The 22,718-nt window shown below is 52.0% G+C and carries 18 protein-coding genes; 9 read left to right on the top strand and 9 right to left on the bottom strand.

Features of this window, described 5'->3' with window-relative positions; all coding sequences use genetic code 11:
- From KK083_RS28985 to KK083_RS28965, 5 genes are all read right to left on the bottom strand, one after another.
- Positions 1-1,214: carboxylesterase family protein (locus tag KK083_RS28985; protein ID WP_254169650.1), on the bottom strand; the 1,214-nt coding region annotated here is incomplete at its 3' end.
- A gap of 224 nt (positions 1,215-1,438) precedes the next feature.
- A complete protein-coding gene (locus tag KK083_RS28980) occupies positions 1,439-1,894 on the bottom strand; it encodes a hypothetical protein (RefSeq protein WP_254169649.1) in 456 nt (151 codons plus the stop codon).
- Entirely contained in the window at positions 1,891-3,711 is a 1,821-nt protein-coding gene (locus KK083_RS28975) for a hypothetical protein (RefSeq protein WP_254169648.1), read from the bottom strand. Before KK083_RS28975 ends, KK083_RS28980 begins: the two co-directional genes overlap by 4 nt.
- Complete coding sequence (locus tag KK083_RS28970) at positions 3,695-4,258, bottom strand: RNA polymerase sigma factor (protein WP_254169647.1); 564 nt, start codon at positions 4,256-4,258, stop codon at positions 3,695-3,697. The genes KK083_RS28975 and KK083_RS28970 overlap by 17 nt, the downstream gene beginning before the upstream one ends.
- Positions 4,259-4,418: 160 nt before the next feature.
- Complete coding sequence (locus tag KK083_RS28965) at positions 4,419-5,975, bottom strand: FAD-dependent oxidoreductase (RefSeq protein ID WP_254169646.1); 1,557 nt, start codon at positions 5,973-5,975, stop codon at positions 4,419-4,421.
- A gap of 483 nt (positions 5,976-6,458) precedes the next feature.
- On the opposite strand from KK083_RS28965, the gene KK083_RS28960 reads away from it, so the two are divergent.
- Positions 6,459-8,528 (top strand): PAS domain-containing sensor histidine kinase, encoded by a 2,070-nt coding sequence (locus KK083_RS28960; protein WP_254169645.1) that lies wholly within the window; start codon positions 6,459-6,461, stop codon positions 8,526-8,528.
- A 225-nt stretch (positions 8,529-8,753) separates the two neighbouring features.
- Positions 8,754-9,086: an ArsR/SmtB family transcription factor gene (locus KK083_RS28955; protein WP_254169644.1), complete on the top strand. Its 333-nt coding sequence runs from the start codon at positions 8,754-8,756 to the stop codon at positions 9,084-9,086.
- Positions 9,087-9,159: 73 nt separating this feature from the next.
- Here KK083_RS28955 and KK083_RS28950 read toward each other — a convergent pair whose 3' ends face one another.
- Positions 9,160-9,705 carry a DUF2911 domain-containing protein gene (locus KK083_RS28950; protein WP_254169643.1) on the bottom strand — a complete coding sequence of 182 codons (546 nt, stop codon included), beginning with the start codon at positions 9,703-9,705 and terminating at the stop codon, positions 9,160-9,162.
- 241 nt (positions 9,706-9,946) lie between these two features.
- Here KK083_RS28950 and KK083_RS28945 point away from each other — a divergent pair, with 241 nt between their 5' ends.
- The 6 genes from KK083_RS28945 (at position 9,947) to KK083_RS28920 (ending at position 16,891) form a co-directional block, all read left to right on the top strand.
- A complete protein-coding gene (locus KK083_RS28945; RefSeq protein WP_254169642.1) occupies positions 9,947-12,244 on the top strand; it encodes an acyl-CoA dehydrogenase family protein in 2,298 nt (765 codons plus the stop codon).
- Between the two features lie 221 nt (positions 12,245-12,465).
- Positions 12,466-13,698 carry a Bcr/CflA family multidrug efflux MFS transporter gene (locus KK083_RS28940; protein ID WP_254169641.1) on the top strand — a complete coding sequence of 411 codons (1,233 nt, stop codon included), beginning with the start codon at positions 12,466-12,468 and terminating at the stop codon, positions 13,696-13,698.
- A 279-nt stretch (positions 13,699-13,977) separates the two neighbouring features.
- Entirely contained in the window at positions 13,978-15,309 is a 1,332-nt protein-coding gene (locus KK083_RS28935) for an ammonium transporter (RefSeq protein ID WP_254169640.1), read from the top strand.
- A 116-nt stretch (positions 15,310-15,425) separates the two neighbouring features.
- Positions 15,426-15,770, top strand: a complete 345-nt coding sequence (locus KK083_RS28930; RefSeq protein ID WP_254169639.1) for a P-II family nitrogen regulator — start codon at positions 15,426-15,428, stop codon at positions 15,768-15,770.
- Between the two features lie 178 nt (positions 15,771-15,948).
- On the top strand, positions 15,949-16,428 hold the full coding sequence (locus KK083_RS28925) for a hypothetical protein (RefSeq protein ID WP_254169638.1): 480 nt from the start codon (positions 15,949-15,951) through the stop codon (positions 16,426-16,428).
- Between the two features lies 1 nt (position 16,429).
- A complete protein-coding gene (locus KK083_RS28920) occupies positions 16,430-16,891 on the top strand; it encodes a DUF421 domain-containing protein (protein WP_254169637.1) in 462 nt (153 codons plus the stop codon).
- A gap of 100 nt (positions 16,892-16,991) precedes the next feature.
- Here KK083_RS28920 and KK083_RS28915 read toward each other — a convergent pair whose 3' ends face one another.
- The 3 genes from KK083_RS28915 to KK083_RS28905 form a co-directional block, all read right to left on the bottom strand.
- Positions 16,992-18,434, bottom strand: coding sequence for a M48 family metalloprotease (locus tag KK083_RS28915; RefSeq protein WP_254169636.1), 1,443 nt, complete (start codon positions 18,432-18,434; stop codon positions 16,992-16,994).
- Positions 18,435-18,668: 234 nt separating this feature from the next.
- Entirely contained in the window at positions 18,669-21,359 is a 2,691-nt protein-coding gene (locus tag KK083_RS28910; RefSeq protein WP_254169635.1) for a ligand-binding sensor domain-containing protein, read from the bottom strand.
- A gap of 4 nt (positions 21,360-21,363) precedes the next feature.
- Entirely contained in the window at positions 21,364-21,930 is a 567-nt protein-coding gene (locus KK083_RS28905; RefSeq protein ID WP_254169634.1) for a YceI family protein, read from the bottom strand.
- 410 nt (positions 21,931-22,340) lie between these two features.
- On the opposite strand from KK083_RS28905, the gene KK083_RS28900 reads away from it, so the two are divergent.
- Positions 22,341-22,670 (top strand): hypothetical protein, encoded by a 330-nt coding sequence (locus KK083_RS28900; protein WP_254169633.1) that lies wholly within the window; start codon positions 22,341-22,343, stop codon positions 22,668-22,670.
- Positions 22,671-22,718: the final 48 nt, after the last annotated feature.

Here is a 22,718-nt window from a genome sequence, read left to right as displayed (position 1 = left end):
CTGTAAGTGCCCGGCGTATTGGCAATGTACTGCGATTGCGTGGCGCCGGCGATCACCTGCCCGTCCTGTTGCCACTGATAGGCGGGGAAACCGTTGGAGAAGCTGATGCGCACCCCCTGGCCGTTGGTGTTGCAGATCACCGGATTGCCATAATAAACGTGCGGGTTGTATTTGCGCTTGGAAAGGATCCAGCTGAAAAAGTCCGGTTCGTTATACGCCGTATTCCAGGTTCCGTGGCCCAGGTTAAGATAGAGGTTGTAGCGGATGTCCGCCCCTGCCTCGCGAAAGCTCTTGATGGTATTATAAGTCCTGCTCGGCGTGGGGTTGGTGTCTTTGGCACCCTGAAATACCCAGAGCGGAATTTTGCTCACTTCCGCCGTCATGCCATCGCCGATGATACCTCCGTTGTTCACGGCCGACATCGGGAGCGCCGCAGCAAACAGCCAGGGTGCACGTTTGATGGCCTGGAACACAGCGCCACCACCGTTGGACAATCCATGAATGTAAACCCTGTTCTCGTCGATGTTGTATTTTTTGATCATGAGCCGAAGGATGCGGATGGCGTCTTCGATCCTGGCAGGCTGTGCCCACCCATTGAGGTTCTGCGGAAAGATGAGGAACCCCGGAAATGCATTGGCCGGAAGCGTTGGGTCGTTGGGAAGTTTTGATCCCGCCAGGTTCACTGCGGTGAGATGTTTGAGGCCTCCGTGCAGGAGATTGTGGTCATTATTCATCAGGTTGTGCGTGGCGGAAACAGGTGCCGGCGGACTGTTGGTGTTAGGGTTCCAACCCGGTGTGCTCCAGTAGCACTTGTCTTCCCAGCAATTTCCCCGTTCACCCAGGCCGTGGAACATGATGATGACGGGATAGCCGGGCTCATAGGAGGCGTTGTAGTTGTTCGGCAGCAGGTAACGGTAGTTCATGACGAACAGGTCGCTGGCGCCGTTCTTTTCTCGAAGATTTCCCTGGCGATAGGGTGATGAATCCCACGACGTCATGTCGCGGTACGTATTGGTCTTTACACCGGGAGCGCTCTCCCGGAAACTGAATGTAATGCCTTCCTGGAGGTAATAATACCGCGTAGGCGATTTGGCGATCCTCAGATCGAGGGTGCCATAGGGCATTGAAGTGTTGTAGATAAAGGAGGTGTCAACCTGGGCAAATGCGGGAACACTAGCTATGAGCAGCACCCACAAACCAACTATTTTTCTCATTCCGGTGCAGACGAAGATTAAAGCCGTCTCTGGGCACCGTCGCTAAAAATGTCGTTCCAACCGTGAAAAAAGTTAAATGCCAGTTTCCCGCAGATTTCGCAGATAGACGCAGATCAAGTACTTAAAAATCTGCGAAAATCAGCGTGATCCGCGGGAAATGTATTTCAAGAAATATTGACAACTGCCTCCCGATAACTATCGGGATTTCCTACTGTCAACTTATTTCATCTGTTCTTAAGCCATTTACACGCTCCGCTGATCGTATTAAAATAAGCTACCTTGAGTTTTTTGGTTGATAATGATATTTCCTGGAAGAACAATCTTCCGAACAGGCTCTGCGGGATCACGATGGCGTGATACCGGATCCCGGCTTTTTCGATGGCGGGGATCACATTCATTTTATAATAGGAAAGATCTTCATCCAGTACCAGGCCCGCCTGTGTGCTGTCGGTAAGCAGGTGCAACCGGCAGTAATTCTCGATCTCGGAGTGGATGAACTCCAGTAACTTGGAATGCACATACTGATAGTGTTCGCTGCTGTGCGGCACACCTGACAACTTCACTTTGATGCAGGGAACGGATTCTACAAAAGAAACCATTGCATACTGATCTTCATAGAACTTCTTCTGCGTGGCGCTCGGCTCTCTCACGACAGATCGCTCTTGGACTATAGTTTTCATTTAATGGGTTGTTTTCGTTCTTCCGGTACAGTGAACTGCTGCTTCCTGAAAAACCTGTAGCGCAGGTTAACGAACACGCCTGTGCTATAAAGGTCCACGTTGCTCCATCCGACACCCGCAAAGGGTATCTTTAAAAATGGCTCCAGGCCAATAGCCCACCGTTGAGAGAGGTTTCTTTCATACGCTGCTGATACATGCCCGATGGCAAACGGGTACCTGGATGATTTTGAGGTAGACCATCCCCTGGCCGCTCCCGGATTCGGCGCATCGAATGAATAACGGTACGATTCGTGGAGCATGATGTAGCTGGAGACTCCCGCGGCAACATACATCCGCGACTTCTCTCTTTGCCTGAAGGCGTACTGTACCGCAAGGGGAATCTCCAGGATCCCACATTTTCCGGTAATGTCGTCAGGCACGATGCCATTGGTGCGCCTGTTCCAGTATCCTTCCGGTGGCTGGTAGTCGCTGCCATAGCCCACATATTTTTTGGTGCTCCTCACAAGGCCTGTGGTTACGGTAAACCTGTCGAGAAACCGGTAGCCCACCGCGAACCCGTAAGCTTCCCCGGGAGCTGTATAACGTTCCAGCGCCGTGCTGCTGAAATCAGGAGCCAGCACAAGCGCTACATTCCATCGGGTAGGTACCGGTTTCAGTTTCTCGTCAGGAGGCATTGTTTCCTCAACAGCTTCTGCCGCAGCCACAGAGTCTTTTTCAATTTGCTTGAGCGGGGCTTTTTCGGGTTCAGGTGCTATGCCATTATCTGCAGGAGCTGTTTTTGCTGCACGATCTTGTGTGGCAGGATCAATGACCTGCTGCCGGGCCTGCTCATCTTGTGTGCGCTGCTTGTCCCGGTCATCCAACGCTGTGATTCGCGACGGATCTTCCGCTACAGGCAGTGCGCCTGTTTTTTTGGTTACGTCAGCCGCCTTCTGAAGATCTTCTGTTTCTTTTTCTGAGGACGCGGCAACATCCTTACGCTCCTGATTTTCAAGTGCACCAGCGGGTTGTTGGCGTGACGGGCCTGTTTTCGAGGTGTTGTCTGTTGGAACCACGGAGATCGCCGTATTTTTCAGATCGCCGGTGTTTTCCATTTTCCGACCCGTTCCTGTTTTTTGATCCGCCAGGTCTTGCAGCGGTTGAGGCTGCAGCTTGCTACCATCCGCTCGAGCTGTGCCCTTTTCTATCAGTTGTTTATTGATCGCTGAACCCTTGTCAACATCCGTCGCTTTTGATTGTGACTGCCCGGAAACATTCGCCTGTTGAGTGCCTTTCTCTATTGGGCGTTTGCCGATCGCGGTACCCTTATCAACGTCTGCCATTTTTGTCTGTGACTGCGCAAGGGATGTTGTATTATTTTCTTTCAGGATGACCGCTTCTTCCGAAGCCGGGCTCTGGGATGTCGCCGGGTTTTCCCCCGTCAGGCTTTCCGTGTTATTGCTTTCCTTTTGGCTATCGTTATTGGCTTGTGGCTGAGCAGAATGCAGGCCGGCAGCGGGCTTTTCCATTGTATGATCCGTCACAGGAGCTTCCTCACCAGCTGCCACCTGCATCTGTTTGGGCAAAACCTCTTCAGTGGACATCGAGGCGTTGCCATTCAGCGTTAAGAAATAAATTCCGGTCAGAATAATTGCAAGGCCCGCCAGGGAATAGCCGACCCGCTTGAGATTGGTCAGACGCAAGGCAGCTCTTTCCGCTGCTTTCTCGTCCAGCATTTTCTCCATCTTGAGCCAGTCGTTCTCCCTGAAGGCCGTATCGTGTTGTGTTACTGCCTTTCTGAAAAACCGCTCTAAGCTATCTTCATTTTTTTTCGACATAGTCGGATTCAAAAAAGTCGTTCAATATTTTACGCAGCGATTCCTTGGCCTTGAACAGGTTAGACTTGGAAGTGCCTACGGTGATGCCCAGCATTTTGGCGATCTCTTCATGGCGGTATCCTTCGATCACATACAGGTTGAATACAGTACGGTACGCTGGCGGAAGCTTGTGCAGCATGCCGATGATCTCCTGGTACGATATTCCCGAGATGATGCTTTCGGCTTCCTGCTCGTGTTTGGCGTTCTCCATCTCTTCTGACTGGAGGTCGCGCTGTTTTTGCTTGTAATGGTTGATGGAGGTATTCACCATCACTTTCCGGAGCCAGGGCTTCAATGGTTTGCTAAGGTCAAACTGCCTGATGTTCGTAAATATCTTCATAAACCCGTCGTTTAAAATTTCCGCGGCCTCATCGCGGTTGTCGGCATAACGGAGGCAGATGCTCATGCTGTAGGCATAGAATTCTTCGTAGAGCAGGCGTTGGCTCTCCCGGTGATGCTTTCTGCATCCGGCCAGAATTTCTCTCAAGCGGTCATCTGTTCCTTCCAAGGGAGCTGCATTTAATAGCCCAATACAACCATTTTGAACAAAGGGTTGCCTGGGCTTTGCGGTTTTTTATGATCCGGGGCTTATTTGAATATATAAGGTAGGAAATCTTAGACAAAACCCCGTCTATCCCCCTCTACGAAGTAGAGGGGGCCAGGGGGAGTTAACGCATCTTTTCTTCTGTCTCCAGCGAACGTATTTCCGCGGGCTCGAGGTTTGTGACGGCAGGGCCTGTAAGTACCTCTCCATCAAAGGAGAAACGAGAGCCGTGGCAGGGACAATCCCACGATTTTTCCGCCGCATTCCAGCGCACGGAACATTTCAGGTGTGTACAGGCCGGGTTCACGGCATGAAGCGCACCGGCATCGTCCTTATACAATGCCAGGGTGTGCTCCTCGTATTGTACTACTTTTCCTTCACCCGGCGCCAGCCCTGCGAGCTCATGAAGCTCCTCTTTCGAGAACCATTTGCCGGCAAGCTGTTTCACCACATCGGCATTGTGTTTGACAAATTCCGCAAATCCTGCCACGGGCTTCACACGGCCGGGGTGGAAGACCTCGCCGTATGGATTTTCGTACCCCAGGATCAGGCTCCGCAGCAACAGTGCCGCCACGTGGCTATAGGTAATGCCATTTCCGCCGTATCCCGTAGCCACATAAACATTGTCAGGGTTGCCCGGCAGATGACCGATGTACGGAAGCCCGTCCACCGGTTCAAAATATTGTGACGACCACTGGTGAACCACCTCAGCCACGTTGAAGTGCGACCGCACATGGCTCTCGAGCTTCAGGAACCTGCCACTGGTATTCGACTCCTCCCCGGTCTTGTGATCTTCTCCACCCGCGATCAGGTAACGGGTGCCGTCGATCTCCTGCGTTCTGTAATAGCGATACGGGTCATACATATCGTAAATGAGTCCTTCGGGATAAGAGTCGTCTTCCAGCTTCACAGCGATGGCATAACTTCGGTAGGCGGGGCAACGCAGGTGAAGGATGTTGATACCGGGCGGAATGTGGGTGGCATATACCAGGTGGTCGGCGAGAAAATTACCTTCGCTTGTTTCCACCTTTAATACTTTTCCCGAGTCGTTCAGCCTTTCACAACTGATCACCCTGCAATGCTGAACAATGGCGCCTCCCTCCTTCTCGAACACGCCGGCGATGCCCTGCAGGTAACGAAGCGGATGGAACCGGGCCTGACGCGGAATCCTGATGGCCTTGTTGAAAGCAAAGGGCACGGGTATGGCACCGGTCAGCTCCACTTCAACGCCCACGTCAACACACGCGTCATAGATGTCTTCCAGCTCCTTCTGCTGATCGTCGGTTTGCGAGAAGAGGAAACCTGGCGCCTCCTCAAAACCACAGGAAATATTATACTGATCGATGTTGTCTTTGACGAGCTGAAGGGCCGCTCTCGTTGCGCTGGCCACCACCCTGGCGCTCTCCATGCCAAAGTTTTTGATGATGCGGGTGTAAGGCGTGTCCAGCAGGGTGTTCAGATGGGCCGTGGTTCCTCCGGTAGTGCCGAACCCGATGTTCTGAGCTTCGAGCACAATACATTTCAGGCCGTGTTGTTGCAGCTGCAGGGCCAGGGTTAGACCGGTCATTCCTCCGCCGGCGATGACCACGTCGTATTTCTCTTTCGATATAACCGAAGCCGGTTCAAAGGCTGGTACAGTATCCTGCCACAGGCTAATGCGGGCGCCATCTCTCTCGATCATAATGCTGTCATTTAGATTCAGCTAAAGGCACTCAATTATCCTGCCTGTGCGTTTGTTTTCGCCTGGCTCGACCCTGTGATGAGGATGAGCAGATTTCTCCCCACACGCCTGTCCTTGTTGCCAGTTGCCGGTTACCGGTTTCGTGTGGTCTATGTTTCAAGGCGTTGCTTCGATTGTAATTTTTTTTAAAACCTACTGAATGAAACATATTGTGTGAAAGTGAAACCCAGTCTGAACTGGCCATCCGGCAACTGGCAACCGGCAACCAAACTCGACCCCGATTCCCCAACGCCGAACTTTACAAGAAACGTCCATGTTAAACATCGGTCTGAAAAAAGGTACAAAAGCGGGCGGGCATGATTTTTTTATCACTAATCCATTCAATCCGACTGTAGTGAATAAAGCCTTCTTTAGACGTTTTAACATTCGTAATTTTATATTTTTGTAATGCACGACACTTTTCCTGGCCGTACCGCAGCGAATATGAAAATAAAGAAGGATCGGACTATTTCCGCTGAAAACAATCTCACCGATCAGAGTCATTCTTCAGACAATTTGCGGGAACAAGAATACGCACGCGCACTCGAGCAAAGCGAATTTCGCTATAACCAGTTCATTCAAAGCCTTCCTGCCGCGGTTTATACCTGCGATGCACAAGGCCACATTACTTTATACAATGACGCCGCCGTTGCCTTGTGGGGAAAAGAACCTGAGATCGGAAAGGACCTTTGGTGCGGTTCGTGGAAGATCTACAACCCGGATGGCAGCGAGCTCCCGCTGGATTCCTGTCCCATGGCCATTGCGTTAAAGGAAAAGCGGCCGGTTTACGGGCGTGAGATCATTGTAGAGCGCCCGGATGGCGTAAGGGTCAACGTGCTTCCCCATCCGAAGCCGTTATTCGACATCTCAGGCACATTGGTGGGCGCCGTGAATATGCTCATTGATATCTCTGACTTCAAACGCGCAGGAGCCGCTATCAAAGAAAGTGAGGAACGGTTCCATTCCATGGCAGACCACGCCCCCGTTGTGGTATGGATGACCGATGAGGCCGGAAATAACAACTACATGAACCGCAAGTGGAACGAGATCACGGGCAAGTCCTTTGCCGATGCCCAGGATAAGGGCTGGCTTGACTCTGTGCATCCCGATGATCATGACACAGCGTTGCATGACTGGAACCGGTGCTTCGAAGCACGGCAACCATTGAACATCAGCTTCAGGCTCAAAAAAGAAGACGACGGCTACATTCTCGCCTCCGTGAGCGGCAATCCGCGTTACAATGCTCAGCAGCGCTTTATGGGTTACATCGGTATTCTTGAAGATGTTACGTCACAACAGCAAAAGCGGGTGGCCATGGAAGAAGTGCTTCAGGATACAATAGAAGAGCTGCGCCTCAAGAATATCGAATTAAAGAAAAGCGAAGAGCGGTTCCACCGCATGATCAGCGAGGTGCAGGACTACGCTATTATTCTCTTAAGCAAAGAAGGTATTATCGAGAACTGGAACAAGGGCGCAGAAAAGATCAAAGGTTATACCGCTGAAGAAGCGATCGGCAAAAGCTTCAAGATGTTTTACACCACCGAAGATCAGCAAAGGAAACTGCCCGAGCAGCTGATCCAGCGTGCATATAACGAAGGGAAAGCTACGCACGAAGGCTGGCGGGTAAGGAAAGACGGTTCCAAGTTCTGGGGCAGCATCCTGATCACCGCGCTGCACAACGACGCCGGCGATGTGATCGGCTTTTCAAAAGTTACCCGCGATCTCACTGACAAGAAACTGGCTGACGATGCCCTGAAGGCGAGCGCCATGCAGCTTGAAGATAAGAATCGCGAGCTGGAAGCCATGAACCAGGAGCTCGCTTCTTTTGCTTACGTATCGAGTCACGATCTCCAGGAGCCGCTCCGTAAAATACAGACATTCGCTTCACGCATCATAGAGTCCGAAAAGAACCTGTCGCCCAAGGGACAGGATTATTTCGCCCGCATGCAGAACGCCGCGCACCGGATGCAAACGCTGATCGAAGACCTGCTCGCCTATTCACGCACCAATACTTCCGAGAGCAAGTTCGAGCAAACCAATCTCAACGAGATCCTGGAAGAAGTAAAAAATGATCTGAAGGAGTCCATCGATGAAAAGCATGCTGTGATCACATCGCAGCCTTTGCCGACACTGGAGGTGGTCCGTTTCCAGTTCGCCCAGCTGCTCACCAATGTGCTCAGCAACGCCATCAAGTTCTCCAAACCCCATACAGCACCGGAGATCTCCATCACCTACAATACGGTGCAAGGACACAAGATCAACAACACGCATGCCGTCGCTGACACCACCTATCACCACATCGCCATCCGCGACAATGGCATCGGGTTTGAGCCGGAGCACAAGCACAAGATCTTTGAAGTGTTCCAGCGCCTGCACGGCCGCACCGAATACGGCGGCACGGGCATCGGCCTCGCCATCTGCAAAAAGATCATGGACAATCATAAAGGAATGATCGTGGCGGAGTCGGAGCCGGAGCAGGGAGCGACTTTCCATCTTTATCTGCCGATGAGATAAAAAGAAGTAAGAAGTCAGGAGCCAGAAGTTGAAGTGCTTCGAAACCTGTGACGAGTTACTATTCATGCCCTTGCTCCGACTCTACTCCGAAGGAAAGCTTTCTTCTGATCAACGTAATTTTCTTACCTACTCCCAGCCCTTCTGGCTACTGACTACTGGCTTCTCACCCTTGCTCCTAATTTCAATAAGAATCCGTACGTTTGTAACTAAACGGTTACCAATCCCATGCGCAGAGATGTTTTTCAGGCTATTGCCGATCCTACCCGCAGAGAGATCCTGAATCTGCTGGCGTATCAGTCGCTGACCCTCAATGGTGTTGCAGAAAATTTTAAGGTAAGCCGCCCCGCGGTATCCAAACATATCAGGATCCTGACAGAATGTGGCCTGGTCACCATTCGCCAGATGGGGCGTGAGCGATATTGTGAAGCGCGTCTCAGCCAGCTGAAAGAAGTATCCGATTGGGCCGACCAGTACAAAGCATTCTGGACCCGTCGCCTGGATGCGCTCGAAGGATTTTTGGTTAACGAAAAGAAGAAAGTGAAAAAAGGTAAACGGTAATCGGTAACCGGTAATCAGTTCAGGATACCCACAAACCGATTACTGAATACCGATTACTGTTTACCAATTACTGTCAGTACTTCAATGGAACAGTAACGAGTGTGTTCTCCCAGGCGAGGGCCATTTTACCGGTTCCGCCAGAGCCGTCGAAGGCAATGGTGAAAGCTTCCACTTCAGAGTCTGTTTTGCCGGTGGGAACTTTGATACGGGCAACGTCTTTGCTTTCGTCATATGAATAAGCGCCCCAGGTGTCGAGCTTGGTATTGAAGATGAGGGTCCACTCATCTTTTGTAGGGATGGCATATAGCGTGTACGTACCGGCGCTCACTTTTTTGTCGCCGAAGGTCACATCCTTATACAGCTTGATCTCGGTGGCCTCATTGGCACCCAGGCGCCACACTTTGCCGAAAGGTTCTTTATCTCCCAGCATGGTCCTGCCCTTCTTCTGAGGTCTGCCGTATATTACCCTGATCACGGGAACAGACTCCCTGCCGTCAGGACGGAAATAAGCGATGTCTGCAGGGCTTGGATCGAGGCCGGGCAGCTTCTGGGCATTCGCAAATTCTGAAAAAACAGCCACAAACATCATGGCTACCACTAACTGAGTTACTCTTTTCATAAACTGTTTTAATTTAGTTGTTTTGAAGTGCACGTTGTTGGGTTAACGTGAATCCTGCTGTTAAAACCGCAAGTTGATTCAAGTAAAGTTCAAAGACGGAAAAAAAAACGAAATAAAAAATAACCGGATAAGTGTCACCGACCAAATGCCATTTTTACCGGATACATACCCCGGCGCGCATAACCGGCGAACAGGTATTTATAAAATGTTTTAATTTTACAACGCCAATCCATACAACCCCATGCTTGACTCAAAACACCTCCGGGAAAACCCGGGCCTCTATGTTTTCCTTCCGCTCTTTTACACGGTGTGGTCAGACGCCGTGCTCACGCCCAGCGAGATCAAGGCCATCCGCAACGTGATCGATGCGCAACCCTGGCTGAGCCGTGAAGAGAAAGAGTTCCTGGTAGCCCAGCTCAATCCTTCGTCACCTCCTTCTGCCGACCAGCTCAAAAGCTGGCTCGACGAGATCCGAACTGCAGGGCTATCGGCCGACAAGCAGGAAAGCCTGATCGACATCGGCGTGAGGCTGGCCAGCCGTCACACCAACGGTTCGGGCAAAGACCTTCTTGCCAAAGCATCCGCTTCCCTCTCGGGCATTGAAGAAACGCTTGGCGTGATCAGTCGTGAAGCCGCATTCAATTTTTTACCGGTAAACCGCCAGACAAAAACCGCCAGCCAGGGCACGCAATACACATTCGATATCGGCAAGCTGACAACCCTGCTCGACGGCCCCAACGCTGCCATCATCAGGAAAGTAAAAGCCATCATCTCCGATCCGGAGCTCAGTCGTCCCGACACCGGCGACCTGGGTATCTACCGCGAAAAGGTGCTGCAATGGTGTCGCATGCTGGCGGCACAGGGCTTCGGCTCCATGGCCTATCCCAAAGAATACGGCGGACAAGGCGACATGGCCTCCTATTTCAGCATCATGGAAACGCTGAGCTACCACGACCTGAGTCTTGTGGTGAAATTCGGTGTGCAGTTCGGGCTCTTCGGCATGAGCGTCTATTTTCTCGGAACAGAAAAACACCATCGCAAATATTTAAAGGATATTGGTACGCTTACCTTGCCGGGATGTTTTGCCATGACAGAGACCGGGCATGGCTCTAACGTGCGGGGTATTGAAACAACCGCCACCTACGATCATGGCAAACAATGCTTCGTGATCCATACACCCGATGAGCTCGCGCGCAAAGAGTATATCGGAAACGCGGCGCTGCACGGACAGATGGCCACGGTATTTGCCAAACTGATCCTCAACGGAAAAGACTATGGCGTGAGCGCTTTTGTTGTTCCACTGCGCGATGCTTCCGGCAAACTTCATCCGGGTGTAACCATCAAGGATTGCGGCCGCAAGATGGGACTCAACGGTGTTGATAATGGCGTGATCTATTTCGATCAAGTGACCATCCCGAAAGAGAACATGCTCGATAAATTCGCCACGGTGAACGCCGAAGGAAAATTCGAAAGCCCCATCTCCAGCGACAACAGGCGGTTTTTCACCATGCTGGGCACACTGGTAGGCGGGCGTATAGGCATACCGAGATCAGGCCTCAGCGCAGCGAAGACGGGCCTCGCCATCGCCATCCGTTATGGTGACCAGCGCAAACAGTTCGGTCCCGAGGGTGGCGCGGAGATCCCGATATTGAACTACAGGACGCACCAGCGCAGGCTCATGCCCCTGCTGGCCAATGCGTACGCGCTTCACTTCGCGCTCGAATATCTCACCAACAGGTTCCTGAAGCGCACGGAAGAAGACATGCAGGAGATCGAAGCGCTTGCTGCGGGACTGAAATCCGTAGCCACCTGGAACACCACACAAACCCTGCAGGAATGCCGCGAGTGCTGCGGCGGAAAGGGATACCTCTCCGAAAACAGGATCGACGACCTGAAGAACGACACGGAGATCTACACCACGTTCGAAGGCGACAACACAGTGCTGCTGCAGCTCGTGGCCAAGAGCCGGCTTACGGAGTTCAGGCAGGAGTTCAGCAACATGAACCTCTTCGGCATTCTCAACTATGTGGCTACGCAGGCCAAAACAAGCTTACAGGAGAAGAACCCCTTCGTGATCAGGAACACGGATGACGAGCACCTGCTGGATGCCGAATTCCACCTCCACGCTTTCGCCTATCGCGAACGCGCCGTGCTCACCTCCGCCGCCAGAAGATTGAAAAGTTATATCGACGATGGCATGGACTCCTTCGATGCCTTCAATCAATGCCAGCATCACCTGGTGCAGGTAGGATTTGCCTACATCGAACGCATCATCCTGGAGCAGTTCCTGGAACGCATCGCCAGCACGCAGGACGAAGGATGCAAAACGGTGCTGAAAAAACTCTGTGATCTCTTCGCGCTTTCGCAGATCGAAAAGAACAAAGGCTGGTACCTCGAGAACGGCTACATGGAAGGTGTAAAAACAAAAGCCATCCGCAAAATGGTAGACCGCCTCTGTGCGGAAGTGAGAGAGGAAGCGGTGCCGTTGGTGGAGGCGTTTGGGATTCCGGATAGTTGCCTAGCACCAATTGTTAGGTAGGAGTCAACAGCAAGAAGTCAGAAGTCAGGAGCCAGGAGTCAGAAGGTTGGGGTGTCATCTCAAGTGTGACTTCGTCTGCCATACGTTAGCCCTTCTGGCTTCTGACTTCTGGCTCCTGACTTCTGGCTCCTGACTTCTTTTTACTTCCAAGCAACCATTTCTTGATCAAATCAGTTAAGCCATCGTGTGGGCACGATCTTTCATGTTCGCACATGTAACACATGACTCGCAAACAACAATTCATACTCATTCTCATCCTGGGTGCGCTGGCCACCATCAGTCCGTTTTCTATTGATATGTATCTGCCGGGATTTCCATCGATTGCGGAAGACCTGAAGACGACCATTGCCTCTGTGCAGCTTTCGTTGACCAGCTACTTTATCGGTATCGCCGCTGGCCAGATGATCTATGGACCACTGCTCGACAGGTTTGGGCGGAAAGCTCCGCTGTATGCAGGGTTGATCATTTATATCTTCGCTTCGCTCGGATGTGCATTCACCGGTTCTGTGGAGGCACTCATCGCCATGCGCTTTCTGCAGGCGCTGGGCGGATGTGCGGGTATGGTTGCTGCGCAGGCGTTGGTACGCGATCTTTTCCCTGTTGATAAAACGGCGCAGGCCTTCAGCTCTATGACGCTGGTGGTAGCCGTTTCGCCCATGATCGCTCCCACCGTTGGCGGATACATGACGGCTGCTTTCGGATGGCATTCGGTGTTCATCGTGCTGGCTGTTATCACTACACTGATCGTAGTGTGTGTCTATTTTATTCTGCCGCAGGGACGAAAAGCAGATCCTTCCATATCGCTGAAGCCGCGCGCGGTGGTCGGAAACTTTTACACGGTAATCCGACAGCCGCAGTTCCTCGTCTATACCCTTGCCGGTGGTCTCGCTTCGTCCGCACCGTTTGCCTACATCGCCGGCTCTGCCGATGTGTTCATGAACCTGTATGGCTCCAGCGAACAGGAGTATGGCTGGATCTTCGCCGTGGTGGCAGCGGTCATGATCGGGTCCACACAGCTCAACCATGTCTTCCTGAAAAGATTTAAAAGCGAGCAGGTCATCCGGGGCGCTTTTGCCATGCAGACTTTGGTTGGCATCCTGCTGATCACAGGTACTGCCCTGGGAGGATTTGACAAGGTTACGCTGGTGGCGCTCATTGCTCTTTTTATGGCAGGGCATGGCCTGATCAACCCGAATGCCACAGCGCTCTCGCTAGCCCCTTTCTCGCGTCATGCAGGAAGTGCCGCGTCTCTCTCCGGAAGCTTTCGTATGGCCATGGGCGGTGTGGCTTCCGCGCTGGTGAGCGCCTTTCACAACAATACAGCGGTGCCCATGATCGCCGTGATGGTAGGCTGCAGTGTCTGCGGACTAATCTTCCTCGCGGTGGGGAAGTTCACCATTCGTTACAACGCCCGTAAACGTGATGTGGAGGAGGAGACCTCTGTCTTGATGTGAATCGTTGCCGGTTACCAGTTGCCGGTTTCGTATCGTGTGTATATCGAAGTTCTGCTTCGATTCGTGTGGCAATTGAAGCGTGAGATATCGTGTCTGAATGAAACACAGATTGTGAAAAAGCACTCGGTCTGAACTGGCCATCCGGCAACCGGCAACTGGCAACCAGCTCGGCAACCGAACTTTCGTTCGCCAACAATTCCCCTACATTCTTCCGCCTGTTGTTTGACTAATTTCCTGCCGGTGTTAATTTCGCAGCGTACAACAACCACCTGCGCCTTAATGAAAACAGCTCTACGCTCAACGCTTCTTCTTTGCGTTCTCCTGCTTATACCTTTTGCCGGCTTGTTTGCCGCGGATGCGCCTGTTGCCACCGACTCTGGGGCTACTGCGTGGATGCTGACCTCCACGGCCCTCGTTCTGCTGATGGTGCCAGGCCTGGCAATGTTCTACGGTGGTCTTGTGCGCACCAAAAATGTGCTGGGCACCATGATGCACAGCTTCACTGCCATGGGCATCATGACCGTACTGTGGGTGGTATGCGGTTACAGCATGGCTTTCGGCCAGAACGTGCTCGGCGGATGGTTCGGATGGAGCAATGACTACTTCCTGCTGCAAGGCATCGATACCAATATCATGAGCGCGGGCATACCTGAATACGTGTTCTCCATGTTCCAGGCGAAGTTTGCCATTATCGCGCCCGCCCTTATTGCCGGCGCCTTTGCAGAGCGCGTTTCTTTCAAAGGATATTGTTTCTTCATTGCCTTGTGGGGACTGCTGATCTACAATCCGCTCTGCCACTGGGTCTGGGCTTCAGACGGATTCCTGTTCAACCTGGGCGCTAAGGGCGCGATCGATTTTGCAGGCGGAACGGTGGTGCATATTTCTGCCGGTGTCAGCGGATTGGTGGCAGCCATTTACCTGGGCGCACGAAAATCCTACCCTCACCTGCCCATGCGCCCTAATAACCTTGTGATGACATTGATCGGGGCTGGACTGCTTTGGGTGGGATGGTTCGGCTTCAACGCGGGCAGCAGCATTTCATCAGGTCTCAGCACAGCGCAGGCGCTCACTGCCACGCAGGTGGCCGCCGCCGCAGGTGCGCTGATGTGGGTGATCCTTGAAGGCTTGCACCAGGGCAAAGCAACGGCCCTCGGTTTTGTGAGTGGTATTCTCGCCGGTCTCGTGGCCATCACGCCTGCAGCGGGTGTGGTTCAGCCGGCCGGAGCGCTCGCCATCGGCACACTGGCAACGGTATTCTGTTACCTCGCCATACTGCTGAAGAACAAACTTGGATTCGATGACACGCTCGATGCATTCGGCATCCACGGCATCGGTGGTATCGCCGGCGCTATCTTCCTTACCTTCTTCATCCGCGAAAGCTGGATGGCCGAAGCCGCCGGTGTGGCGGAAGGATGGAACACCATGAAACAACTCGGCGTACAGGTGATGGCCGTGCTCATCGCGATTGCCTACTCCGCCGTTGGAACGTGGGCCATTCTCTTTGTACTGAACAAAACAGTAGGCATCCGCTCAAGCGAAGAAGGTGAGATGAAAGGCCTCGACAGCTATTACCATGGCGAGCGCGGCTATGGTATGATCAATCCGAGCTAGAAGTTTAAAGTTTCAGGTTTGAAGTTTTAAGTTGGAAGCGAGCATCGCGGTTTGTTTAAAATTCGAATCAGTCGCCACGCGCTTCAGCGCATGGATCCATAAAAAATATTACTTGTATGAAACTCGTAGTAGCCATTATAAGGGAAAACCAGCTTGACCAGGTGCGGGAAGCACTGATCCAGGCGGGGATCGAACGCATCACTGTGAGCTACGGATCAGGTCACGGCCGGAGCAAATCGGAAGAGATCTACCGTGGACAGAAAGTCGTTCCCAACCTCATCCCCAATGCCAGGCTGGAGATCGCCGTGAACGATGCGTTTGTAGACATCACCTGCGATGCCATCATCAACGCCACCCAGGCCAATGACGGCGGCCTCATCGGCAGCGGAAAGATCTTCGTGATGCCCCTCGAAGAATGTATCCGACTGAGAACGGGAGAACGGGGATCTGAAGCGATCTGAGTTTCAAGTTCGAAGTTTAAAGTTTAAAGTTGTGTGTGTAAAATCGAAGCAAGTGTTAGTTAAATGGACCGCGCTTAACTTTAAACCTTAAACCTTAAAGTTTAAATTTTAAAACTGACCCGGCACACCCTTTTATACTCGCATGGACAGGCCGTTATTACAAACCCGGCCGTAGCGGGTGGAACGTATCAAACCTTCGTTACAACTTAAGGATGACATTGATCTTCACATCAGTGGGTGGATCGTTCAGCGCATTGGCTGGGTGTTGCTCCTGCTGCTGTTGATCGCCGCTTCATTAGGCGTGTTTGGTACGGGCTGGTTGAGCGCAGGCCACGTTGCAGGCAAAAACGGTACGGTGTCTTTCGAACGCATCGCGCGGTTTGAAACACCCATGAAGCTCGTTGTACAGATAGAAAAAGCCGATGGCGATATCGAGATCCGGATCCCCCGCTCCTATCTTGACTGCATGGAGATCGACAAGATCGTACCGGAGCCAGCAACACAAAAGGCGGCAGGCGGGTCGGCGATCTATACTTTCGATGCTGAGGCGGAGTCAACCATCACCTTTTACCTGATGCCGGAGTCAACGGGAAGCATTCACACCGAGCTGACCATTGACAATACTAATTTTCCTATCGCTCACTTTATTTTCCCCTGAGATGAATCCTGTAGTACGCGGCGTTGCTGTTTACTTGTTCCTGCTGGTGGTATTCCGCATCATGGGCAAACGAAGCCTCTCTGAATCGACAACGTTCGACTTCGTGCTGCTGCTCATTATCAGTGAAGTAACACAACAGGCGCTGGTCGGTCAGGACTACTCGCTCACCGGAGCCTTTATCCTCATCACAACACTGATCAGCCTCGACCTGATCTTCTCCCTCATAAAAGAAAAATTTCACTTGTTTGGAAAAATAGCGGAAGGTGTCCCGCTCATCGTGGTAGACCAGGGAAAACCTCTGACCAAACGTATGAGGAAGTGTAAAGTCTCCGAAGAAGACATCCTGGAAGCCGCACGCTTCCATTTCGGATTAGAAAAAATGGAACAGATCCGTTACGCCATCCTCGAAAAAGACGGCAGCATCTCTATTGTTCCGGAGAAAGAAAAGGCATCGATAAAATGAAGGTACGAGGTACGAAATACGAGGTACGGTGCACTTCGATCGGAGATCATCGTACCTCGTTCCCGATAGCTATCGGGATCGTACCTCGTACTTACTTTCCCTACTCTATCACTTTAATCAGCATTCCCTTCTCCACGCGGTCGTTCAGCGCCATACCATTGAGCGTGGCAAGCTCGTCCATTTTTTTCTGATCGCCCCGGTTTCCGAGGGCCTGTGCCAGTGTACCTGCCTGCTGAACAGTTTTGATCCTCACCCTGCGCGGCTGCCGGTTGATCTTGTCAGGATCGTTCAACACGCTGAACCCGGCCATGGTGTTCTGGAACACCTGGAAGTAGCCGTTGAAGTCAGCCAGCGACGAGGCACCCATCAGGTTATAAATATTCTGGCCGTACTGGATCAGGTAGACCAATGCACGTACGCCTTGCTCCTGCTGCTGTTGCTGCTGATCGGCAACCATCACTACAGCGGGAAGTCCATTCACATCTGTTCTCCTTGAATCCACCACGCTGAGCTGATACTGCTGAAGCACAGTGCGCGCTGCTGCCTCAAGATCGTTTCCTTGTGCCAGCGTAAGCATCATCACTGCCCTGCCATCGCTGGGTGCCATCTGCACCTGCTGCGGCGTATTTTGTAACGTCCATTGGCTGGGCACGGGGAACTGGAACTTCAGCTCCGGATGATAGAACACATTGTGCTCCACAAAGCCTTGCTTGGGATCGTCGCCATACACAATACCATCGATCATGCGCAGGTAGCTGTCGCGGTTCACTTTCAGCTGCGCTGCATCCGTTTTTTTCTTCCAGTTGGCAGCCTCTTTGGCAACCTTCTTTTCACGGTCGGCAGGGTCCGGGTGTGTGGAGAGGAACGTCGGCACTTCTTCACCTCCCGATTGCTCACGCATGCGGTCAAGTGTCTCGAAGAAACCGGCCATCTCCTGTGCGTCGTAACCGATCTTGGTAGAGTATTGAACACCGAGCTTGTCTGACTGGCTCTCGGCGTCACGTCCGAATTTCAGGAAGAGCAGCTGCACACCGGTGGACGCAATATCAGCCACCTGTGCAAATTCAGGAGAGATCACCGAACCGGCCAGCAGCCCTATCTGCGCGATCTGTGCATTGCTGTATTGCTTGGCGGAGTGCCTGGCCGTGATATGGCCGATCTCATGACCGAGCACACCGGCAAATTCAGCTTCGTTATTAAAATATGCCATGATCCCGCGGGTGAAATACACGTAGCCACCGGGCACAGCAAACGCATTCACCACAGGAGAATCCACCACCTTAAATTCATATTTCAGATCCGGACGATGTGAAATGGCCGCCATCTGCTGACCTTTCTCATTGATGAACGCCTGCAGCTTCGGGTCTTCATACACGCCGAAGAAAGCTTTGATCTCAGGATCAGATTGTTTACCCATAGCAATCTCCTGCTCCTTCGACATCAGCATAAAATCATTCTTTCCTGTAACCGGGTTTTTCGCACAGGAATTAAAGAGTAAATATACCAGCAGCATTATAGCCGCCAGCGGTGTTGTTCTTTTCATAACTCACAGTTCTACTGGGATTTGAATAAAAGAACTGTACCTGAATGGAAAAAGTAGGCAGTAGGCAAAACCCCGATGGTTATCGGGGGCAGTAGGCAATAGCGGGCACTAACGTACAACACTGTGCTACGTTCGGCAGCCAATATATACGAAGCTTACCGGATTTGACTGTAACTCGTCCTTTGCCTACTGTTCCGATCGCCTGCGACCGGAAATTGCCTACTGCCTACAGAATTACCTTTCCCCCCTTTCGATAGCCTCCGTAATAGACCTGATGATGTCATCAAGCTCATTAGCACGGTGATGCAAATGCTGGTTGATGAGCTTGGCTTCGTCGTCGAGGTTGGTTTTGGAGATGAGGTTGATCAGGCCCAGGATGCTGGCCAGGGGACTTCTTAGTTTATGGGCGTTGATGAACGCGTATTCTTCGAGTGCTTTGTTCTTCTTTTCGAGCTCCGCCGTACGCTGGTGTACCAGCATCTCCAGGTTCTCGTTGATACCTTTGATCTCTTCGGCCTGCGCCATGATCTCTTCATTCTGCGCCTGGATCTCTTCGTTCTGCACCTGGATCTCTTTGGTCTTTCGCTGGATCTCCTGCGTGCGCGCTTCCACTTTTGCTTCGAGCAGGATCTTGTCTTCCATGAGCTTCTTCTCGCGGTACTTGATGTAAACGTAACCCGCCAGCAGGAACAGCACCACAGAAGCGAGATAAAAAAGCGGCGTGCGCCAGAAAGGAGGACTGATCCTGAAGTGCAGCACAGCCTCGTCGGTGCCGGCCAGTGTGGCGGTGGCGGCCCGCAGCCTCAGCGTGTACTCACCTGGTGGAAGTTGTGAATACGTGACATTGTTATCGGCAGTTGTGATCCAGTCGGCATCGTAGTTGTCCATCTTATACTGGAAGTGAACGCTCTCCGGACTGTCGTACCAGAAGCCGAGAAAAGAAATGGTGACATTGTTGTCGTCGTAACGCAGGTTCGGATTCCGCTTCAGGTCAACTTCTTTGCCATACACTTTTACGGCATCGATAAAGACCCGGGGCGCCGGTGGAGTCAGTACAGGCGGTGCATACCGGATAATACCTCCATCTGTTCCCGCCAGGATATTGCCGAACTGATCGCGGGCAATGGCATTGAGGTTGGCAAGCTGGCTTTCGAGGCCTGCTTCTTCGCTGAGGTACCGCATGGTCTCCTGCTGCGGGTTGTAGAGGTCTATACCAAGGTCGTGCAGCACAACGAGGTTGCCGGCTCTGTCTGCCGCGAATGAATGGATCTCCTGTTCCCTGAACTGAAGCTTGCCCGCCGCCGGCACATGCACGAAGATGGCGCCATTCCATTCATAAATGCCGTCGCCTTGTGTGTTCACCCAGATCTGCTGCCGGGTGCCTTCCGCAAAGCCATAGACCACCCGCGAGCTCAATCCTTTTTCGAGATGATGGAACCCCGTCGCATCGAGCATATCAACACCCTTGCCATCGGTGCCGAACCACACCCTGTTCTGGCTGTCGATAAAAACCTGGTAAATGAAATCGGACGACAGCCCGTTCTGACTGTTGTAGTTTTTGATGTCGAGACGTTCACCTGAAACAGTTATTTTTTCACCACCGCCCAGTGTAGCCAGCCACACCACGTTATCCTTGCCGCTGATGTGAAGCACATTTCCATTGCGCAGCTCTTTGTTCAGGTGCCTTATCTTTCCTGTGGCAGGATTGATCCTCAAAACTCCTTCGCCATACAACCCGGCCCACACCTGCCCTTCGTGATCCACAAACAGGCTGATCACGCGATAATTTCTGTAGGCGGCGCCCGTCAGTTGTTCCTCTACCACAAACGCTCCTGAAGCTGTTCTGCTGCGTTTGAATAATCCGTCTTTTGTCGAGAACCAGATCGCTCCATTGGGCTCGACGGCAACGGCCATCACATTACGATCGCCATCAGCAACAGGGGTCTTGATGAATTCAAGGATGTCGCCCGGCGTTCTGACAACGCCCGATCTCGATCCGGCCCATACGTTGCCTTCCCTGTCTTTCGCCAGCACTGAGAAGGTAGGAAGATCAGCACCGGTTTTACGGCTGTATTCTTTCAACACGCCGCGCTGATGATCATACATGAACAATCCGGCCTGCGATGTGGAGATCCACACCTGGGTTCCTTTCAGCACAAAGTCAGTGACCGCGCCCAGTGTCCACGGCTGCTGAAACAGTGGCTGAAAAGCGCCTTTGCTTTGATCGTAACGAATGATGCCTGCATCTTCGGTGCCCACGAGTATCGACTGATCTTCGGCCAATGCAAGCTTCTTAACGATGTTGTCAACCAGGCCTGCCTTGTTATCGAGCACGCGGATCTTCACCTGCTCGTCATGCGTGGTGCACACGGCGATGCCACCATCGGTTCCAGCCCAGATGTTGCCCAGTGAGTCTTGCAATATGTCGTACACGAAAAGGTCGGGCATTCCTTCGGTTTCGTCAAGCCGATAGAGACGGTTGCGCGTGAAGTAATAGAGTCCGTCGTTACGCGTGGAGAACCAGAGCGTACCACGTTTGTCGAAGAGGATGTCTGATACCGGGGCCGTGGCGGAGCCTTCCGGGGGATTGAACGTATGGAACTTACCCTTTTCTAGGAAGGCTAGCTTGCCGTTCCCATGGCCGGTCCAGATCTTCCCTTCGGCATCCTGGGCAATGGCAGTGACGCTTTCATCCGGCAGGCTGTCGGCAAGACCATAACGCCGGTAGCGTTTTCCATCGAAGCGGAACAAACCCCTGTTTGTACCGAACCACATGTAGCCATCATGATCCTGAAAGATGGCGTTGTTTTGCACCGGTTCATTCTTCTTGAGCAGATAATACTGCTGAAAGTACGGCACCTGCGACCAGCCCGGGACGCTGAGCACAAACAGCAGTATCGCAAACGGGAAATTTTTTCTTGTCATGCTGTTACTGAAGCTTCATGGTAGCCTTGAAATCTACTTCTATCTCGGTTGCTATTTTCTGACTCACAATGCTGGGGATCGAGATGTTATGGTCTGCCAGGGGAACCGTGAAAAGACTTTCGATGAGCAGCTGCCCGTCGTTGACCACCACTTTGCTTTTGATGATGCGCGTCTGCTTCTGGCCGTGGATCTCCAGGTCTCCTTTGGCGCGTACCTCGAACGTGTTACCCGGCGTAAAATCGATATGCTCGATGATCTTTCCGCTGAACCGGGCCCTCGGATATTTCTCGCTCTCCAGGTATTTTTCATTAAAATGCTCGCGCTGCAGCTCGCTGTTGAACCCTCTGAACGATCTTACTTCAACCGTGAAGGCAAACTGATGTGTGGCCGGATCGATCAGCCCCTGAACTTTGTCAGACGAGGCTTTGATGAGCTCGAGCTGCGCACGGGAAGCAAAATTGATCTCGCCTTTTTCAATGCTGAACTTCTTCTGTGCCTTTATGGTAAAGCTTATGGCAAGCAGGGCACTCGTACAGATGCATGTACAGATCAGGCTTTTCAACTTTATCATTAAGTGGGAAGATTAGAGCCAGACCTCACCTGTAGCAAAATCCCTCATTGTGAGGGGAAAGTCCACTTCAGGCAAGATCGTTCACCAAATATCAACATTAAAATCCTAATCCGCAGGCTGTTATTTGTTTTATTGAAGGAATTAAAGCGCCAAAATCCGGCTTTATCAATAGCCGGTACCGTTAGCTGCTCCCTGCCTGCACGGCATACCAACAACTAGGTATAAAAGACCGTTTTAGCCCATAGGCATGACATTTTAAAAACTGGAGCCTGGAATTTGTGTGTATGGGGCTCTACAGGAAAATTTGTTGTGGAGCATGTGGGGTCTAGCTGAATAACCAGGATATGTTGATTCGTTTAGGCTGCTGATAAGTATAAGAAATTGATGACGATGATTGATAGAAGCGTGAGATGCAGGTTCAGGTTGAGCAGCAATTCAATTATGCCAATAGTCCGGAGGAGATAGCAAAGGCACTGTTCCATAGCAAGGAACATGGGAACGTAGTGGGTATTTGCGCCATTTCGCTAGGACCTTCCATGATCATGACGGCTGTAGAAGATATTCTCGAGATCAAAAACGATCTGCTGATCGTCTTAAAAGAGACTGATCTGTTGGGTATGAAGCTGCCGGAAGAGCAGATCATGCTGAGCGAGATCGTGCGCGTTCTTCCGTTCCGTACGCAGTTCGACGACCCTTTCCACGTAAAACTCCGGGAAACTGGAAGCAGCACGGCTGCATAATAAGAGGTTGGCACGCCTTTTTATAATACATATACGACTATAACAGTC

Source organism: Chryseosolibacter histidinae, assembly GCF_018598225.1.
Classification (GTDB): domain Bacteria; phylum Bacteroidota; class Bacteroidia; order Cytophagales; family Cyclobacteriaceae; genus Chryseosolibacter; species Chryseosolibacter histidini.
The sequence above is the reverse complement of the archived record's forward strand: the minus strand, read 5'-3'. Positions and strand labels throughout refer to the sequence as shown.

What these genes read in the sequence shown, in the direction of transcription:
- KK083_RS28915 (WP_254169636.1), bottom strand. Translation starts at nt 18,434, where the DNA reads ATGAAAAGAACAACACCGCTGGCGGCTATAATGCTGCTGGTATATTTA.
- KK083_RS28930 (WP_254169639.1), top strand. Translation starts at nt 15,426, where the DNA reads ATGAAACTCGTAGTAGCCATTATAAGGGAAAACCAGCTTGACCAGGTG.
- KK083_RS28945 (WP_254169642.1), top strand. Translation starts at nt 9,947, where the DNA reads ATGCTTGACTCAAAACACCTCCGGGAAAACCCGGGCCTCTATGTTTTC.
- KK083_RS28900 (WP_254169633.1), top strand. Translation starts at nt 22,341, where the DNA reads ATGCAGGTTCAGGTTGAGCAGCAATTCAATTATGCCAATAGTCCGGAG.
- KK083_RS28935 (WP_254169640.1), top strand. Translation starts at nt 13,978, where the DNA reads ATGAAAACAGCTCTACGCTCAACGCTTCTTCTTTGCGTTCTCCTGCTT.
- KK083_RS28955 (WP_254169644.1), top strand. Translation starts at nt 8,754, where the DNA reads ATGCGCAGAGATGTTTTTCAGGCTATTGCCGATCCTACCCGCAGAGAG.
- KK083_RS28980 (WP_254169649.1), bottom strand. Translation starts at nt 1,894, where the DNA reads ATGAAAACTATAGTCCAAGAGCGATCTGTCGTGAGAGAGCCGAGCGCC.
- KK083_RS28910 (WP_254169635.1), bottom strand. Translation starts at nt 21,359, where the DNA reads ATGACAAGAAAAAATTTCCCGTTTGCGATACTGCTGTTTGTGCTCAGC.
- KK083_RS28975 (WP_254169648.1), bottom strand. Translation starts at nt 3,711, where the DNA reads ATGTCGAAAAAAAATGAAGATAGCTTAGAGCGGTTTTTCAGAAAGGCA.
- KK083_RS28960 (WP_254169645.1), top strand. Translation starts at nt 6,459, where the DNA reads ATGAAAATAAAGAAGGATCGGACTATTTCCGCTGAAAACAATCTCACC.
- KK083_RS28905 (WP_254169634.1), bottom strand. Translation starts at nt 21,930, where the DNA reads ATGATAAAGTTGAAAAGCCTGATCTGTACATGCATCTGTACGAGTGCC.
- KK083_RS28965 (WP_254169646.1), bottom strand. Translation starts at nt 5,975, where the DNA reads ATGATCGAGAGAGATGGCGCCCGCATTAGCCTGTGGCAGGATACTGTA.
- KK083_RS28920 (WP_254169637.1), top strand. Translation starts at nt 16,430, where the DNA reads ATGAATCCTGTAGTACGCGGCGTTGCTGTTTACTTGTTCCTGCTGGTG.
- KK083_RS28950 (WP_254169643.1), bottom strand. Translation starts at nt 9,705, where the DNA reads ATGAAAAGAGTAACTCAGTTAGTGGTAGCCATGATGTTTGTGGCTGTT.
- KK083_RS28940 (WP_254169641.1), top strand. Translation starts at nt 12,466, where the DNA reads ATGACTCGCAAACAACAATTCATACTCATTCTCATCCTGGGTGCGCTG.